Annotated in this window: 12 protein-coding genes; 7 read left to right on the top strand and 5 right to left on the bottom strand. The window is 70.4% G+C overall.

Annotated elements, in window-relative coordinates:
- Positions 1-10: 10 nt before the first annotated feature.
- Both ACWDV4_RS02485 and ACWDV4_RS02490 read right to left on the bottom strand, forming a co-directional pair.
- The gene (locus tag ACWDV4_RS02485; RefSeq protein ID WP_449974246.1) at positions 11-676 is read right to left on the bottom strand and encodes a response regulator transcription factor; all 666 of its coding nucleotides are present in this window, start codon (positions 674-676) and stop codon (positions 11-13) included.
- Between the two features lie 116 nt (positions 677-792).
- Positions 793-2,085, bottom strand: a complete 1,293-nt coding sequence (locus ACWDV4_RS02490) for a sensor histidine kinase (protein ID WP_449974248.1) — start codon at positions 2,083-2,085, stop codon at positions 793-795.
- Between the two features lie 449 nt (positions 2,086-2,534).
- On the opposite strand from ACWDV4_RS02490, the gene ACWDV4_RS02495 reads away from it, so the two are divergent.
- The 5 genes from ACWDV4_RS02495 to hemB are packed head-to-tail and all read left to right on the top strand — an operon-like array spanning position 2,535 to position 8,276.
- Positions 2,535-3,305, top strand: a complete 771-nt coding sequence (locus ACWDV4_RS02495; protein ID WP_449974249.1) for a redox-sensing transcriptional repressor Rex — start codon at positions 2,535-2,537, stop codon at positions 3,303-3,305.
- Positions 3,302-4,720, top strand: coding sequence for a glutamyl-tRNA reductase (locus ACWDV4_RS02500; protein WP_449974250.1), 1,419 nt, complete (start codon positions 3,302-3,304; stop codon positions 4,718-4,720). The genes ACWDV4_RS02495 and ACWDV4_RS02500 overlap by 4 nt, the downstream gene beginning before the upstream one ends.
- The gene (gene hemC, locus ACWDV4_RS02505; protein ID WP_449974252.1) at positions 4,717-5,682 is read left to right on the top strand and encodes a hydroxymethylbilane synthase; all 966 of its coding nucleotides are present in this window, start codon (positions 4,717-4,719) and stop codon (positions 5,680-5,682) included. Before ACWDV4_RS02500 ends, hemC begins: the two co-directional genes overlap by 4 nt.
- Entirely contained in the window at positions 5,679-7,262 is a 1,584-nt protein-coding gene (locus ACWDV4_RS02510; RefSeq protein ID WP_449974254.1) for a uroporphyrinogen-III synthase, read from the top strand. The genes hemC and ACWDV4_RS02510 overlap by 4 nt, the downstream gene beginning before the upstream one ends.
- Positions 7,263-7,292: 30 nt before the next feature.
- Positions 7,293-8,276, top strand: coding sequence for a porphobilinogen synthase (gene hemB, locus ACWDV4_RS02515; protein ID WP_449974256.1), 984 nt, complete (start codon positions 7,293-7,295; stop codon positions 8,274-8,276).
- A 210-nt stretch (positions 8,277-8,486) separates the two neighbouring features.
- Here hemB and ACWDV4_RS02520 read toward each other — a convergent pair whose 3' ends face one another.
- The 3 genes from ACWDV4_RS02520 to ACWDV4_RS02530 form a co-directional block, all read right to left on the bottom strand.
- Positions 8,487-11,816, bottom strand: coding sequence for a lamin tail domain-containing protein (locus ACWDV4_RS02520; protein ID WP_449974257.1), 3,330 nt, complete (start codon positions 11,814-11,816; stop codon positions 8,487-8,489).
- 173 nt (positions 11,817-11,989) lie between these two features.
- Positions 11,990-13,012 carry a GNAT family N-acetyltransferase gene (locus ACWDV4_RS02525; protein ID WP_449974657.1) on the bottom strand — a complete coding sequence of 341 codons (1,023 nt, stop codon included), beginning with the start codon at positions 13,010-13,012 and terminating at the stop codon, positions 11,990-11,992.
- Between the two features lie 471 nt (positions 13,013-13,483).
- On the bottom strand, positions 13,484-14,380 hold the full coding sequence (locus ACWDV4_RS02530; RefSeq protein ID WP_449974258.1) for a lytic transglycosylase domain-containing protein: 897 nt from the start codon (positions 14,378-14,380) through the stop codon (positions 13,484-13,486).
- Between the two features lie 507 nt (positions 14,381-14,887).
- On the opposite strand from ACWDV4_RS02530, the gene ACWDV4_RS02535 reads away from it, so the two are divergent.
- Entirely contained in the window at positions 14,888-15,103 is a 216-nt protein-coding gene (locus tag ACWDV4_RS02535; RefSeq protein WP_449974260.1) for an FmdB family zinc ribbon protein, read from the top strand.
- 185 nt (positions 15,104-15,288) lie between these two features.
- On the top strand, positions 15,289-18,141 hold the full coding sequence (locus tag ACWDV4_RS02540; RefSeq protein ID WP_449974261.1) for an ATP-binding protein: 2,853 nt from the start codon (positions 15,289-15,291) through the stop codon (positions 18,139-18,141).
- Positions 18,142-18,167: the final 26 nt, after the last annotated feature.

Genomic DNA, 18,167 nt, shown 5'->3' on the forward strand with positions numbered 1-18,167 from the left:
CTCGCTGGGCTCAGCCCTGTAGGTAGGCCAGCACGGCGAGCACCCGCCGGTGCTGCTCCTCGTCCGGGGGGAGCTGCAGCTTGGTGAAGATGTTGCGGACGTGCTTCTCCACCGCGCCGTCGCTGACCACCAGGGCGCGGGCGATGGCGGTGTTGGACCGGCCCTCGGCCATCAGGCCCAGCACCTCCCGTTCCCGGGGAGTCAGCTCGCGCAGCGGATCGTCGCGGCGTCGCCGGACGAGCAGCTGGCCAACCACCTCCGGGTCGAGCACGGTGCCGCCGTTGGCCACCCGGCGCACCGCGTCGAGGAAGTCGTCGATGGCGGCGACCCGGTCCTTGAGCAGGTAACCGATCCCGCCGCCAGCGGTGCCGCCGGAGGGCTTGACGGTGGCCAACAGGTCGTCGGCGTACGACACCTCGACGTACTGGGAGAGGACCAGGATCGGCGTACGGGGTACCAGGCGTCGGGCCTCGACCGCTGCCCGCAGCCCTTCGTCGGTGTGTGAGGGGGGCATCCGGACGTCGACGATCGACACGTCGGGTTGGTGCGCCACCACGGCCTCGACCAGGGCGGTCCCGTCGCCGACCGCGGCGACCACCTCGTGGCCGTTCTCGGTCAGCAGCCGGACGATGCCCTCACGGAGGAGAACCGCGTCGTCGGCGATCACTACGCGCATGGGTCCGGTGTCTACCACCTCGTCGGGCCACATTCCAGCGCCCGAGGGTCGCGTCGGCCGGTGTGGCCCGTCTCCCACCTGGTCGACATCCTGGCTGTCCGGGTGTGCAGGACCGATCAGCACGGCAGCTCGGCTCGGACCTCGGTGGGGCCACCGACCGGGCTGACCACGTTCAGCGTGCCGCCGTTGGCGCGTACCCGGTCGGCGAGGCCGGCCAGGCCGTGGCCCTTGGACACGTGGGCGCCACCCTCGCCGTCATCGGCCACCACGATCACGAGTCGGCCGTCGGTACGGGTGACGGTCAGCCAGCACTCGGTGGCCCGGCTGTGCTTGGCGACGTTGGTCAGCGCCTCCGCCACGACGAAGTACGCGGTGCTCTCCAGCGCCGGGTCCAGGCGGCCACCGGGGGTGCCCAACTGCGGGTCGACGGTGAGGTCGATCGGGATGAGCCCCCGTCCGGCCAGCGCGGCCAGGGCGCTGGGCAGACCTCGGTCGACCAGGATCGGCGGTGCGATTCCCCGAGACAGGGCCCGGAGTTCGGCGAGGGTGTCCCGGGTCTGGACGAGCGCCTCGTCGATGGTCTGCCGGGCCAGGTCCGGGTTGACCGCCAGCTGCTGCTGGGCCCGGCCGAGGTCCATGGCGAGTCGGACCAGTCGCTGCTGTGGGCCGTCGTGGATGTCCCGTTCGAGTTTGCGTAGCGCGGTGGCCTCGGCGGAGGCAGCCGCCCGCTTCTGCTCTTCGAGCACGATGATCCGGTTGCGCATCTCGGCGACGCCGGTGAGCAGCGTCCGGCTGAACCGGGCCCGCAACAGGGCGCAGCCGCGGACCACGATCGGCAGGGTGAGCAGGAAGAAGATGCCGATTGCGCTGTTCAGCACGATTCGAGCGCCGGCCGAGTCGCCGAGACCGAGCAGTTCGGTGAGTTCGACGTCGTTCGGGTCGTACGGGAGCAACCAGTCGTACGCCCAGTAGAGCGTTCCGGCGGCGGCACCGACCCACCAGGCGACGGTGAACACGAAGGCGATGACCGAGGTGATCAGGTTGAGTACGCCGTGGGCCAGGTCGAGCCAGGACTGGGCGTCGGTGATCGGGGTGAAGATCCGTCGCCAGGCGCCGCCCCCCGGCTCGGTGGTGCGGTAGACCGGGCGGATTCGGGGTTGGCGCAGCACCGGGGCCATCCGGAGCCGCTCGATGTCGGCCCAGAACCGGGCCAGTCGGAGCGTGCCGGCGAGGATCGGCAGGCCGATCACCGTTACCGCCAGTCCCACCCCGGCGGCGAAGCCGACGATGAGCATGACGAAGCTGGCCAGCGCCAGGGGAAAGCCGAGAAGTACGTATCCGGAGTCGGTCCCCAACTGGCGAAGGAGCCCTCGGCTGCCCACGTTGGTGGTGGCGGTTGCGGTGGTCATGGCATCGAGCCTAGGTACGTGCGGCTCTCGCTCCCATCCTGGCCGCCAGCCTGTCGGGGGTAGGGCTGTCCCCACCTCCGGATCGGTCCCGCTGTCGGGGCTGTTCCCAGCTCCGGAACGGCCCCGGCCTTGAGAGCGCCACCGCCATTGGGGGTGGTCCAAGGTCACGCCGAAAGCTTTATCGATGCTCGGCGGTTAGTCAGAGAAGTCGGAATTGAGCAATAATCGCCAGACGGTCATCTGCCGTTACGAAAGCGATCTTGTGAATGGAGTTCCTGGTGAAGCCGTGTGGCGGTCTTACAAGATCGCGATTTGTGCACGTCTTCACAAGCGCCTACTCTGATACGCAGACGAGGCCCGTTAACACAGCCGGTTATCGACGCTGTCGGCGGGATTGCCTCAACGACCCGCTTGTCCGGCTGGTCGAGGACCGCACCGCACGGAGTCACATGAGTCAGCACCGCCCGACAGGCGCGGCCGGCCGCGCCAGCGTCGTACCGGCGCTTCCGGATCTACCCGAGGCGACGGTTGCCCGGCTCCCTGAGTATCTCCGTGCCCTGCATCACCTCGCCGAGCGGGGTAACGACACCATCTCCAGCGAGGGCCTGGCCGCGGCGGCCGGCGTCAACTCCGCCAAGCTCCGCAAGGACCTCTCCCACCTTGGCTCCTACGGCACTCGGGGCGTGGGCTACGACGTCGCCCTGTTGATCGAGCAGATCGAGTTCGTGCTCGGACTCACCCAACGTCGGGCGGTTGCGCTCGTCGGCGTGGGTAACCTTGGTCACGCCCTGGCGGGATATGCCGGCTTCGCCAGTCGTGGCTTCCGCATCGTCGCCCTCCTCGACGCCGACCCCGAGCGGGTCGGCGAGGAGATCAACGGCCTGGTCGTCCAACACGTCGACGACCTGTCCCGAATCGCCGCCGAGGAACCGATCGCGATCGGTGTGATCGCCACCCCGGCCGCTGCCGCACAGAGCGTCGCCGACCAGTTGGTCACGGTCGGGGTGACGAGCATCCTCAACTTTGCCCCGTGTGTGCTCTCCGTCCCCGAGGGGGTGGACGTACGCAAGGTCGATCTCGCTATCGAGCTGCAGATTCTCTCCTTTCATGAGCATCGCAAGGCCTCCCTTACCGCCTTGCCTGCCACCCCCGGACCGGGATTGCCGTCGGTGCCGATCGGGCTTACCGGCACCGGGGTGCAGGAAGCGGTCGCCACATGAAGCTGCTCGTCGTTGGCGCCTCCTACCGCGCCACCCCGGTCGCCACGTTGGAGCGGTTGGCGGTATCCCCAGGGGATCTTCCCGACATGTTGCACCGACTGGTCGCCCAGCCGTACGTGGGCGAGGCAGTGGTGGTCTCCACCTGTAACCGGGTGGAGGTCTACGCGGCTGTCTCCGGCTTCCACGGTGGTCTCGGCGACATCTGCGCGGTGCTCGCCGGCCAGGCCGGCTGCGCTCCGGCGGTGCTGGCCAACCACCTCTACGTGCACTACGACGGGGCGGCGGTCGACCACGTCTTCCGGGTCGCCTCCGGGCTCGACTCGATGGTGGTCGGCGAGGCGCAGATCCTCGGTCAACTTCGGGACGCCTACCACGTTGCTACCGCCGCCGACTCGGCCGGTCGTCTGCTGCACGAACTCATGCAACAGGCGCTACGGGTGGGAAAGCGGGCCCATACCGAGACCGACATCGACCGGGCCGGCCAGAGCGTCGTCACCGCCGCGCTCGACGTCGCCGCCACCCATTTCGAAGGCGGGCTCGCCGGTCGTCCGGCGCTGGTGATCGGTGCCGGGGCGATGGGCGCGTTGACCGTCGCCACCCTTTCCCGGCTCGGCGTCGGCCCGCTGACCGTCACCAACCGGGGGGCCGACCGGGCCGCTCGGCTGGCCGAGTCGTACGGGGCGACGGCGATACCGTTCACCGAACTGTCCGGCGCGCTGTCCACTGTAGACATCATAGTGGCGGCCACCGCGTCCACGGAACCGGTGCTCACCCAGGAGTTGATGGCCCAGGTAGTGGGCCGGCGTACCGCCCAGGGCGCCGCCCCGCTGGTCGTCATCGACCTCGCGCTGCCCCGCGACGTCGAGCCTGGAGTGGGCACCCTGCCCGGTATCGCCGTCGTCGACATCGACGGGCTGGCCAGCCAGCTCACCGACAGCCCGGCCACCGCCGACACCAGCGCCGTCGCCCAGATCGTCACCAATGAGGTGGAGACCTTCCTGGCCTGGCTGCGGGGTGCCGACGTCGCGCCGACCGTGGCCGCCCTGCGTAGTCGGGCCGAGGACGTGGTCAGCGCCGAGCTGCGTCGACTCCACCAGCGTCGATCGGACCTGACCGACGACCAGCGGGCCGAGGTGGCGCGCACCGTGCACCGGGTGGTGCAGCGGCTGCTGCACTCGCCGACCGTACGGGTCCGGCAACTTGCCGCCGAACCCGGTGGTGATCAGTACACCGCCCTACTGCGGGAACTGTTCGACCTTGAGGTGCCGCAGAGCGCACCGGCCGACACCGTTCCCGACCTTACGGACGGCACTGCTCCCGACCTCAAGACCGGCACTCTTTCCGACCTTACGGCCGGCACTGTTTTCGACCTTACGGCCGGTACTGCCCCAGACCCATCCGGAGGTGGACGATGAGAGCACTTCGGCTCGGTACCCGAGGCAGCGCACTGGCCCTGGCCCAGTCGCAGCGGGTCGCCGACGCGGTCCAGGCCGCCACCGGCCGGAAGGTCGAACTGGTGACCGTCCTCACTGCCGGTGACCAGTCCAGTGCCCCGGTGCACCGGCTGGGGGTCGGGGTGTTCGTCTCGGCGCTGCGCGACGCGCTGGTCGCCCAGGAGATCGACTTCGCGGTCCACTCGTACAAGGACCTGCCCACCGCCAGTCACCCCGGTCTGCACATCGCCGCCGTACCGCACCGGGAGGACCCGCGCGACGCCCTGGTCGCCCGCGACGGTCGTACCCTGGCCGAACTGCCCCCGGGGGCCACCATCGGCACCGGGGCGCTCCGCCGGATCGCCCAGCTACACGCGCTCGGGTTGCAACTGTCCGTCACCCCGATCCGAGGTAACGTCGATAGTCGGCTCGGCCGGGTCCTCGGCCCGGACGCCGACCTCGACGCGGTGGTACTGGCCCGCGCCGGTCTGACCCGGCTCGGCCGTGCCGACGTGATCACCGAAACGCTCGATCCGATGCTGATGCTGCCCGCGCCGGCCCAAGGCGCGCTCGCGGTGGAGTGCCGGATCGACGAACCAGACCTGGTCGAGCTGCTGGCCGTACTCGACCATGCACCGACCCGGGCCGCGGTCACCGCGGAGCGGGCGTTGCTGGCCACCCTGGAGGCCGGGTGCAGCGCACCGGTCGCCGCATTTGCCGAAGTCGCCGAGGGCGACGACGGTGAGGAGATCTACCTGCGCGGGGCGGTGATCAGCCCGGATGGGGCTCGTGACCTCCGGCTGTCCCGCACCGGAACGCCCGCCGACGCGGCGGAGATCGGCAAGGCACTCGCCGCCGAACTCCTCGACCTCGGCGCCGACTCGATCCTCGGCCCGCACAACGACGCCGGCGCGAGGACCCAGCAGTTTGGGAGCACAGAATGACCCGCACCACCCGTAAGCCCGCAGGCCGCATCGCGTTCGTCGGGGCTGGACCCGGCGACCCGGGCCTGCTGACCCGCCGGGCGCACGACGCTCTGGTCGAAGCGGACCAGGTGGTGTACGACCGGGGCGTACCCGACTCGCTGCTCGACGCCATCCGCGCCCAGGCCAAGGAGGACGCGCAGTTCACGCCAGCCGAGGGCGCCCCCGGTGACGTGGCGAAGGTGCTGCTCTCGGCAGCCCGCTCCGGCCTGTCGGCGGTGCACCTGGTCGCCGGTGACCCGTTCGGCCACGACGCGGTGGTCAAGGAGGTGCAGGCGGTCGCCCGTACCGCCGCACACTTCGAGGTAGTGCCGGGCGTCGGCCAGGCCGAGGGCGTCGCCACGTACGCCGGGGTGCCGCTGCCGGGCGTACGGACGGTGGCCGACGTCGACGACGTCGCCGGACTGGACTTCGAGGCGCTGGCCACGGCGGTTGGCCGGGGCTCGCTCGCCCTGGCGGTGGACGCCGGTGACCTTGCCGCGATCCGGGACGGCCTGCTGGCCGCCGGGGTCGACGGCTCGACCCCGGTCGGCGTGACCGGCGACGGCACCGGCGAGACGCAGTACACCACCACGTCGACCGTGGACAGCTTCGTGGCCGCCGCGCTCGGTTTCACCGGCCGCGTCGTACTCACCCTCGGCGAGGGCGTCACCGAGCGCGACAAGCTGAGCTGGTGGGAGAACCGCCCGCTGTACGGCTGGAAGGTGCTGGTGCCCCGCACCAAGGAGCAGGCCGGCGTGATGAGCGCCCGGCTGCGGGCGTACGGGGCGATCCCGTGCGAGGTGCCGACCATCGCGGTCGAGCCGCCCCGGACCCCGGCCCAGATGGAGCGGGCGGTCAAGGGCCTGGTCGATGGCCGGTACGCCTGGGTGGTCTTCACCTCGGTCAACGCCGTACGCGCCGTGTGGGAGAAGTTCGGCGAGCACGGTCTGGACGCCCGGCACTTCGGCGGCGTCAAGATCGCCTGTATCGGTGAGGCCACCGCCGAGGCAGTCCGCGCCTTCGGCATCCAGCCGGAGCTGATCCCCTCCGGCGAGCAGTCCTCCGAGGGGCTGCTGGCCGAGTTCTCGCCGCACGACGAGATCCTCGATCCGGTCGGCCGGGTGCTGCTGCCGCGCGCCGACATCGCGACCGAGACCCTGGCCGCCGGGCTCACCGAGCGGGGCTGGGAGGTCGATGACGTCACCGCCTACCGGACCGTACGGGCCGCCCCGCCGCCGGCCGAGATCCGCGACGCGATCAAGTCGGGCGGGTTCGACGCGGTGCTGTTCACCTCGTCCTCGACCGTGCGGAACCTGGTCGGCATCGCCGGCAAGCCGCACGCCCGTACCGTGGTCGCGGTGATCGGCCCGAAGACGGCCGAGACGGCGACGGAATTCGGTCTGCGGGTCGACGTCCAGCCGGGGCACGCGTCCGTGCCCGACCTGGTCGAGGCGCTCGCGGCGTACGCGGTGGAACTGCGGGAAAAGCTGGCAGCGATGCCGGCCAAGCAGCGCCGTGGCTCCAAGGTGCAGGGCCCCACCGCCCTGCGGTTCCGGTAGTAAGGACCGGCTACGAGGAGGCGCATCATCATGTCCTACCCGGACATCCGGCCCCGCCGGCTACGCCGTACCCCGGCGCTGCGGCGGCTGGTCGAGGAAACTCGGGTGGCACCGGCCGAGTTGGTGCTGCCGATGTTCGTCAGGGAGGGGCTGACCGACCCTCGGCCGGTCGCCTCCCTGCCCGGGGTGGTGCAACACTCCCGGGACTCGCTGCGCAAGGCGGCCGTCGAGGCGGTGCAGGCCGGCATCGGGGGCATCATGCTCTTCGGCGTACCGGAGAACCGGGACGAGACCGGTTCGGCCGGCTGTAGACCGAACGGCATCCTCAATGTGGCCATCCGGGACGTGGTTGCCGAAGTCGGCGACGCGACCGTGGTGATGAGCGACCTCTGCCTGGACGAGTTCACCTCGCACGGGCACTGCGGGCTGCTCGCCCCGGACGGCAGCGTGGACAACGACGCGACGCTGGCCGCGTACGCCGAGATGGCGGTGGCCCAGGCCGCCGCCGGGGTCCATGTGGTCGGGCCCTCCGGCATGATGGACGGCCAGGTCGGCGTGGTACGCCGGGCGCTGGACGCCGCCGGCCACCAGGACGTCTCGATCCTGGCGTACGCGGTGAAGTACGCCTCGGCGTTCTACGGACCGTTCCGGGACGCGGTCGAGTCGGCGTTGGAGGGCGACCGGCGCAGCTACCAGCAGGACCCGGCCAACCTTCGGGAGTCGCTGCGCGAGGTGCGGTTGGACGTCGCCGAGGGTGCCGACCTGGTCATGGTGAAGCCGGCGCTGCCCTACCTCGACGTGCTCGCCGCAGTGCGGGCCGAGGTGGACGTGCCGGTCGCCGCCTACCAGGTCTCCGGCGAGTACGCGATGGTCGAGGCGGCGGCCGCCAACGGCTGGATAGACCGGGAGCGGGTCATCCTGGAGACGCTGACCTCGATCAAGCGGGCCGGCGCACAGATCATCCTCACCTACTGGGCGACCGAGGCCGCCCGCCTGCTGCGCGAGCGCTCCTGACGGCTCCGGGCGTCCGATAGTCAACGAAATCCGGTCCCCGACCACACCGCCACTGCAATGGCGGGTGGCCAGGGACCGGATCTTTGTTTCACCGACCGGCGTCCGACGGGGCTTCCCCGACCGGCATCCGGCCGATGAGGGCGAGGAGTTCGCCCCCACCGGCCGCACACACCGGCTTGACCCGGCTAGTCGTCGTTCACGCTGCGCTGGCTAGTCGTCGTTGCTGATGGTGCCGATGGCGAGCGGGTCGGCCAGCCGCACCGACGGCTCACCGACGACGGTGAAGAGCAGCTTCTCGTCCGCCTCCCGCTTGCGATCGCCCTGGACCGTCACCGTGAAGGTGACCGAGGTCTGTCCAGCGGCGAGCGTGCGGCACTCGGCGAACCACTTGAAGTCACTGCCGGGCATGGCAGTCACCCCCAGCGCCGTCGCGCAGAGGCGTACCGGCTGGGACAGCGGGCGCGACACCTCGACCGTGAAGACCATCGGGGTGCTGCCCTGGTCGCCCTCGACCACCGAGACGTCGGCCACCGACACCGCCGGCCGGGAGTGGAAGCGGGCCACCTGCGGATCGTGGTCGCTGGAACCCCGGGACCCGTCAGCCTCGTGATCGGCCGGCCAGTCGGCGTTGATGTGCGCCGCCCGCATCTCGATCAGGTCGCCGTACAGGGGACCGTTGACGAACAGGTGGTCCAGCGTCTGCGCGTGCCCGTCGAAGACGTACGAGTAGGCCGAAGCCGGGGCGTCGGCGGCCAGGTCGTCCCAGAGGTTACGCAGGCCCGCGTCGTAGAGCGGGGCGAGCTGGTCGGACGGGGTCGGGTTCGCCGCGGTGGCGATGGGGTCGTCCGGGCGGGGGAAGACGTTCAGGTCCCCGCCGTACACCACCCGGGCGTGCGCGTCCGCCGCCTCGATCGCCTGCACGATCGCCGCGCCGTACGCCGCCTGCTCGCGGCGCTGCCCAACCCGACTGTCCGGCCCGGACGAGTAGTGGTTGCTCACCGCCCACAGGGTGAACCGGTCGGCCGAGCCGGGAGCGGCGGCCACCGAGAACTTGGCCACCTGGGGTGCCCGGGTGAAGACGTTGGAGCCGTCCACCCCGGTCGAGCGGTCCACATCCTCCGGCAGGACTGCGTTGAGGGTCTTCGGGTTCTGCACCTCAGCGTTGCTGGGCAGACCGGCGGACCGGTACTGCACCGTCGGCGTCGCCCCGAGCACCGGGTCGGCCGCGTCGGCCGGGGCCAGCGACAGCCGGTCGGTGCGGTAGAGGAATCCCGAGGTGATACCCCGGGCGTCGGCACCGCTGCGGTCGTACGCCGCCGCGTAGGCCGGACCGCCCGCAGCTGCTACCGCCAGCGCCAACTCCTGGAGGGTGTCCGGCGCACCGTCGGCGTCGTTGGTGTCCCCGCAGACCAGGGTCGCCCCGGAGACCGAGCAGATGTCCTGGTCCTCGGCCTCCTGCACCAGCAGCAGATCCGGCGCGTGCAGGTCCTTGACGATCTGGTCGGCGAGCGCGGCCAACTGTGCGGCGTACTCCTCGGCACTGGCCGGAACGTAGTCGAACGGCGGCCGCACCCCGGGGCATCCGCTGTTGCCGGTGAAGTCACAGCCGTCGAACGGGTCGTCGCGGTAGTCGTACAGGTTCTCCACGTTGTACGTCGCGACGGCCAGCTCACGGTTGCGGTCGGCCGGGCGCGGCGGGTGGTTGGCGGCGGGGTCGGCTCCAGCACCGAAGTTCGCCTGTTCGACCTGTACGCCGTACTTCTCGAACGAGTAGTAGAGCCCGCCCACCGCGTCGGCGGTGAGCTTGTCGAAGGTACGGGCCGACGGGAGCAGCGTCGTGTTGTCCCCGGTACGGCCCTTCACACCCATGCTGCCCAGCATGATCCGCTGACCGTTGCCGTCGTCGAAGAGGCGGCTCGGGTCGTTGTCCAGCGGATGGGTGTCCCGGAAGACCCGGGCGGCGTACGGGTCGGCCCGGTCCAGCAGCGGATCGTCCCGGTCGACCAGCCAGATCTCCGCGTCAGCGGTGGACGCGAAGACGTTCCGGCCGCTGACCGCGCCACTACCGGCGCGGACCCGGAGCCGGGCGCCCTCGTGCCGTTCCCAGAACCGTTCGGCGGCGGCCAGGTCGGCCGGCGGCACCGTATCGGTCACCTCGACCTCGGTGTCCACGTCGAGGCCGGTGGCGAGCCGGTTCACCAACGAGGCACCGGAAAGCTGGGTCATGTTGTAGTACTCGGAAACCCGGGCCCGCAGCACCACCTCGTCGCCGACGGTCGGCACGTAGCCGCCGATCAGGCTGGTGTTGGCGCCCATGAAGACGTAGATGCCGTCCGAGGTGGTCGGGTCGCCGTCCCGGTCGGAGAGCCGGCTCTGCAGGAAGAAGCCGTGCTGGTCGACCCCGGCCGAGGTGCGGGCCAGGGTGCGCTGGGTGATGACGCCCCGGACGTCGTAGCGGTCGCTGCTCGTGCCGTTACCCGAGGCGGGGGCCAGCGGGGAGCGGTCAGCCGGGCCGGACTCGGTGTCCAGGGTCTGCCCCTGCACCTCGCCGACGGTCAGCACGGTCGTGACCTGGACGGTCAGCGGACAGCTGCTGGTCGTACCGTCGGTGTCGGTCGCGGTCACGGTCACCGAGTAGGAGCCGGCGGGCAGGTCGGCGCTTGCGGTGAGCACCGCCCGCGCCGTACCGCCGACCTGGTCGGCGGGGGTGAGCGAGGTACGGGAGATCGAACCGGTGGCGGGTGCCGGGGTCACGGCGGTGATCGCCAGGTCGACGATGGTGTCGTCCGGGTCGGTCGCGGTGACCTCGCGGGTGGCCGCGGTGCCCAGTGACGTGACCAGGGCATCGCCGCAGACCAGGGTGGCCGGCTGGTCGACCGGACCACCGTCGTCGATCGTGTGTGTGCCCAGCCCGTCGAAGGTGTCAGTCGGCAGGCCGGTCCACTGCGTCGCCGGGTCGAAGGCGTCGGTCGGATCGGTGTCGCCGGTGGTGACCGTGGGCTTCCGGCGCAGCGTGTTGTCGGCGGTGCTGGTCAGCCCGCTGCCCCATTCGCTGCCCGGGTCGGTGCCGACCTGGCCGAGCGAGTCCACCAGCCGGTCGCCGGCCCGCAGTACGACCGCGTCGTCCCCGTTGAACAGGCCGGTCCCGGTGGTCTGGTCGGCTTGGGCCAGGATGGCCGCCGCCGAGGCGGAGTGTGCGAAGACGAACACGTCGCCGGCGGCGACCGTGCCGGTGAGTGGAAAGTCGGTCGGGTTGGTGGACCCGTTGAAGTAGAGCTGCAACCGGTAACCAGCGGCGGCGAGGTCGATGGCGGCACCGGTGCCGTTGTAGAGCTCGATGGCCTTGTTGTTGGAAGAGCCTTCGACGTACTCGGAGATGAACAGATCGGTCGGGGCGGCGCTGGCCGCGACCGGGCTCAGTCCCACGACGGTGAGACTGGCGGCGGTGACGGTGGCCAGCGCGGTGAGCGTTCGGCTCGGACGTCTGGATGACGTACGTCGCCCGGACGGCGACGAGTGGGTATGGCGACGCGGGCGCATACGGCCTCCACAGGGTACGGACAAAACCTAGAGCACGTTAAGGCGTGGCTTCCTGCGACGTCCATCCTGGGCAGCCCAGAAGCGCGGCCCAAGGGCCCAGGCGGACTGGAAAGCGGGCCGGAAAGCGGACTGGACGATGGCCCGGGTGGCGTCTAGGACGGTCGATCGGACCGTCAGCGGGTGGCGTCCAGGTGATGCACCAGGACCGCGACATCGGCGGCGTATTCGCACCAGTCCCGATCGGATTGGAAGCCGAGTTCGGCGTTGACCTGGAGCATCGCCTCGTTGGACTGGGCGTTCCACGTTTGTACCTCGGCCAGCTCCGGTTCGGCCGAGCGGAGTTCGAGCAGCATCCGTGCCTTGATCGCCCGGTCGATACCGTGCCCGTGGTGTTGCCGGACGACGATCGTGTCGTACTGGTCGGCACGGGTGGGATGCTGGGCGGGTACGACGACCTCGGTCAGGCCGGCCACCGCACCGCTGCTCTCCTCGATGGCGAGCACGATGTAGGGCTTCATGCCCCGGCGATGTAGGCAGTCGAGGCTGTCCCGTAACCGTTCCGGGTCGACGGAACTCGGGCGGAGGTCGAGGTCGCCGTCATCGACGTCGCGTAGTTCCGCCTTGGCCTGGGCGTACGCCTCGATCAGCGGATGGGGTGGGCCGCCGGGGTAGAACTCGACCCGGTAGCCGTCGCCGATGCCGCCAGCCATCTTCTCCAGCGCCGGCCAGTCCACCTCGGACAGCCGCAGGACGCTGCGGTTCTCCAGGAATTCCCGGTCGAAGCCGAGGGCCTCATAGAAGCCGACGGCCGGAGTGCCACCGACGACCTCCACCCCGAGCGCGGAGAATCCCTCCTGGTAGGTGCGTCGGGCAGCCTTGGTTAGCAGCTGTCGACCCACCCCCTGGCGTCTCACGTCGGGGTGCACCAGCACCTCGATGACTCCGATGTCCCCGAGCAGCAGGACATGGATGTAGCCAAGGATGCGACCCGACGTTGCCTGCGCGTCGGGTCCCTCCTCGGCGATCCAGGCGATCCGCCGGGAACCGGGCATCACCTCGACGAGGTACTCCCGTAGCGAGCTGGCCTGCCAGGGGGGATCGTCTGGTAGGTCCGCCGCCAGCGCCGCGTTGAGAGTGTGCAGCAACGACTCGATCTCGTCCGACGACGCGGTCCGAGGGTCCCACTCGCGCACCATCACCCGTACAGCTTGCCGCTAACCAGAGCCGGGCGGAAGTGCCCAGTTCTCCAAGGTGTGCGAGTCTTCACGCTACCGGTTGTGCGGGCCAGTGCTCCGTCCTTCAGCTTCAGAGCGGGGTGAAGGCCCGTGCTGGAAGGGTCGTCAAGGCCCGAACAGTGCCGTAAACCGGGCGGTTCTGCTGCTTGATGTCCTGTTTCGCGACGTTCAGCGGTGCCCCGCCCACTGAGCCTGCAAAGTACCAGCCCGCCCACAGCTTGTTGGTTCAGTGGTGGTGGCGTACGAGGTCGGGGAACTTCTGCTGCGGGTGGTGCGACGAGACGCCTTTGAGGCTGTTGACCAGCCGGGCCACGGCAACCTTGGACGGATGGTTCGTCCCGGCACCGCGCCGTGAAGCGGTAACCCACCCGGACGCCGCGTGTTCCACGCGCAGCGTGGAGGGAGTCTCCGCCGTTTAGTGCGGAGAGGATGTCAAGTGCGGCTGGTGATGCCGTACCGGTTGGCGGTGTCGAACACCGACTGTGCGTATGCCCGCACGTCGTTGTAGGAGAGGATGGCGTTCCACCAGTCCCGAGCGGTGGAGAGATCCCGGCTGCCGGCGCACAGATAGTTACCGGCCGCAAGTGCCGCATCGTTGATGTTGTGCGGGTTCTTCGCCCCGTCGTTGTCGGCGTCGGCCCCATGAATCTGCCAGGTGCTCGGGATGAACTGCATCGGACCGACCGCCCGGTCGTAGGTGGTGTCGCCGTCCAGGGCACCGCGATCGGTGTCCATGATCCGTTGAGTGCCGCCGGTGCCGGTCAGCGGCGGGCCGAAGATCTTGGGCAGGGCCTGGCCGTCGGGTTGGAGCTGCGCGTTGTTGTGCTGGCCGTGGTTGGACTCGACCGAACCGATCGCGGCCAGTGTGGTCCAGCTCAGCCGGCACGAGGGCTTGGTCTGGGCGAGGACCAGTTCGGCATACCCGTACGCCTGCATGGCGATGGGGGAGACGCTGATCCGGATGCCGGTCTGTTGGGCCCAGTTGGCGAGCATGTCGATGGTACGGCCGCTGGTCCCACCGGTGGGCAGGGCACTGGGCGATCCGGTCGGACCCACCGGCCCCGGGGACAGGTCGGGGTCCAGCGGTACCGGCCACTGGGCACCAGCGTCGGTCGCGGTGGGGCTGGCCGTGACCCGGGGTGCGGAGGCGGTAGCCGGAACGAGGACCGCACCAGCCGTGCCGGTCGCCGCGACGAGCGCGAGCAGCATGAGGGCGGGCAGGGTCAGTCGGCCGCTGGGCCGTCGGGACCAGGCACGTACCGCCCGGCCAGTGGCGACGGCGGCCTGCCGGGGTGGTGGGATCCGGCGTACGGCATGGGCGAAGGGCACCCGAACGCGGCGACGGCGGCCGCCCGTTGCTGAACCTGCGCCGGACACAGCGTCCGGATCCGATGCTGCCGCGGCTGGTTTGCCGTCGTTCGACTCAGTGCCGGCCGGCTCGGCTTCGGCCGGCTTGACTTCGGCTGGCTTTGCGTCGTCCGGCTGGCTGCTGTCCGGCTCTGTCTTGGCTTGCTTTGCGTCGTCCGGCTGGCTGCTGTCCGGCTCTGTCTTGGCTTGCTTTGCGGCGCCTGGCTCTGTTTTGGCCGGCTCTGCATCGCTCGAACTTGAATTGTCCGACTTTACGTCAGTCGGCTTGCTGGCAGCCGACTTTGGGGCCACTGGCTTGGTGTCGCGCTTGGCGGTGTCCGGACCGGAATCCGCCTCGACCGCTGTCGCATCGGCTTCCGGCGCGCCGGGACGCAGGCGCCGAATCTTCGGGGTCTCCTCGCCGTCCGCCACGCGTCGAGTATTACCTATTGCGGCGATGCCGTCAGGTCCGGTCGTACCCTTGTGGGCATGCCCCGGTACGAGTTCCGCTGCCGAGCCTGCGGCGACACCTTTGAAATCGACCGTCCGATGGCGCAGTCATCCGCGCCGGCAACCTGCCCGCAGGGGCATGCCGATACCGTCAAGCTGCTTTCGACGGTCGCCGTGACCGGTCGAGGCGGTGTCGGGCGGGAGCCGGCACCGGGCGGGGGCGGTGGCTGTTGCGGCGGAGGTTGTGGCTGCTGACAGCGCAACGCCGGCCGGTCAATGGCCGTAGCGTTCTGAACACAGTGAGTTGATTCCAATTCGCTCTGTCCGCACGTCGTCACCGGTTGGCACCTTGGGTCGGGCCCGCGCGTCCGTTCTTACGATGCGTAATCGCTTGGTCATGCGGCAGCATGAACGCGACTCCAGGGGCGGAGGTTCCACGCATGTCGGCACGGATCCACCTGCCGAGTGGGCTGGTGACTTTTATGTTCACCGACATCGAGGGCTCCACCAGGCTGGCCCAGATGCTCGGTACGGGTTATCGCCCGGTGCTCAGCGAGCATCGGCGACTGCTCCGTGACACGTTGACCGCGGCCGAGGGCACGGAGCTGCTGACCGAGGGCGACTCCTTCTTCGTTGCGTTCGACACAGCCACCGCCGCGCTCGACGCATGCCTGGCCGCACAGCGGGCACTGTCCAACCACGAGTGGCCGACACCGGAGGCGGCTCCCCGGGTCCGGATGGGGCTACACACCGGCCACGCCGAGCCACTGGCTGGCGAGTACGCCAGTGCCGAGGTGCATCGGGCCGCCCGGGTCGCCGCCGCCGCCCACGGCGGGCAGGTGCTCTGTTCCGGTGCGACCGCCCGGCACGCCACACCATTGCCGGCCGGAGCCACCCTGCTCGACCTCGGCCTGCACCGGCTACGTGGCTTCGACGACCGGGAACGGCTCTTCCAACTGGTCGCCCCCGGCCTGGAACGACAGTTTCCCCGCCCCCGTACCGCCGAATCGGTGCCACACAACCTGCCGATCCAGATCACCTCGTTCGTGGGGTGGCAGGGGGAACGAGCCGAGTTGGGGCGCCTGGTGAACGACCATCGCCTGGTCACCGTGGTCGGGGCGGGTGGGGCCGGCAAGACCCGGATGGCGGTCGAGCTGGCCAGCGGAGTCGTCGACACGTACCCGGATGGGGTCTGGTTCGTCGACATCGCGACGGTGACCGACCCGGGGCTGGTCGCCTTCGCGATCGCCGCCGTGCTCGGTCTGCGTTCGGAACCGGGTCGGCCGATGGCCGACACCCTCGTGGAATATGTAGCGTCCCGGCGGATGCTCATCCTGCTGGACACCTGCGACGCGCAGTCTGCGGCATCGGCCGAGGTTGCCGCGCGGCTGCTCACCGGTGGCAGCGGCGTACGGGTGCTGGCCACCAGCCGGGAGCCACTCGGCCTGCCCGGTGAGGTGGTGTGGCGGATTCCGCCACTGTCGGTGCACCCCGGACCGGGCGGTACGCCGAGCGACGCGATCGCATTGCTGCTGGACCGTACGGCGGCGGCCCGGGGCGGCCGCCGGGCCGGCCCGGCCGAGGCAGTCGACCTGCAACGGGTGGTGGCCCGCCTGGATGGGCTGCCGTTGGCGATCGAACTCGCCGCCGCCCGACTACGGGTGCTCTCCGCCAACCAGCTCGCCGAGCGGCTGGACGACGTGCTGGGCGTGTTGGACGCCGGACGGGAGGAGCCAGAGCCGCCACCGGTCGCCGACAGTCGATGGGTGGCGAACCAGCACGACACGGTCGAGTTGACCGCTGCGGCGTTCGGTGCGGCACCTCCGCCGGAGGCTCGGGCCGCCCATCGGACCGCCACCCAGCGGCACGTCACGATGGAGGCGACCGTCACCTGGTCGTACCGCACGCTGGGGCCGCGTGCCGCTCGGCTGCTGCGCTGGCTGGCGGTCTTCTCCGGGCCGGTCGATCTGGCGACGGTGGAGTGGCTGCTGAACGACGATCCGCTCGACCCGCTCTCGGTGCTGGTGGACAAGTCGATGCTCCAGGCCGAGCCGACCGCCGCCGGCATCACCTACCGGATGCTCGACCCGATCCGGGCCTACGCCGCCCGGCGACTGGTCGACGCCGGTGAGGAGAAGAACGCCCGGGACCGGCACGTGGCCTGGTCGTTGAACGCGGTGCAGCGGGCCTATCTCGGTCCGGACGAGCGTCCGGTGACCCTGTCGTTGTACGCCCTCGACCCGCTCGCCGACGAGTTGCGTGCCGCGTTGCGATGGACGACCACCGGGGGCAGTGCCCGGGGCGGGCTCAAGCTGGCCGGGGCGTTGGATCAGTGGTGGCGGGAACGTGGACTGGCCCGGGAGGGGCGGTTGTGGTTGTTCCGGCTCTACGGGCGGATCGCCGAAACCCGGGAACCGGTTCCCGAGGCAGAGGTGGCGATGGCGTACCACATGCATTCGATGCACGCCGGGGCCGATGGTGAGTTCGCCGAGGAGCTGCGCTTCTCGAAGCAGGCGGAGAGTGCCGCTCGGCAGGCGGATGATGCTGGCCTGCTCGCCCGGGTGCTCGCCGGCCGCGCCTCGCCGTTGATCGACATGGGGCAGCGGACCGAGGCGGAGCGGGTCTGTCGGGAGGCCATCGACTGGGCGCGGCGCAACGACGTCTCCGGTGACGCGCTCTTCGCCGTCTACAGCCTCGCCGAGCTGCTCTGGCAGCGGGGCGCACTGGACGAGGCGGCCGAGTTGCTGGGGGCGGCCCGCCCGGTGGAGGCGGTGCGGCCGGTGGAACGGGCCCGGCGCTCGGTCGACATGCTGCTCGGCATGGTGGCGCTGGCTCGGGGGGATCTGGTGGCTGCGCACGACCATCTGGTGGTCGCGTTGCGCTCCCGAATGAGCAGCGGCTTCCACGGGCGGGCCTGCGACACGATCAACGCGATCGCGGTGCGGTGTGCGGCCGGTGGTGAGCCGGTGACCGCCGCCCGGCTGTTCGGGGCGGCTGCCCGTACCCGGTCGGTGATGCATCGTAGGCCAGGGGTGTTCGGCGCCTACTGGTTGGCGGAGCAGGCCAAACTCCGTACGGAGTTGGGTGACCCCGCCTTCGACGTCGCCTACGCCGAGGGGACGGAGTTGAGCCTGGCCGAGGCGGCGGCTGTCGCGTTGGCGGTGGAACATCCCGACCTGGTCAGCGGCTCTGTCCGGTTCTCCGTGGCGGAGCCACCAGCCCCCCGGTCCCGGCCCCCATCGGATGCCCAGCCCCAGGTTGCTGACCGGCGGGAACACAAGGAACAGCGCTGAGGCCGAGCCTGGCCATGACGGTTCAG

Source organism: Micromonospora sp. NPDC003197, from assembly GCF_053590565.1.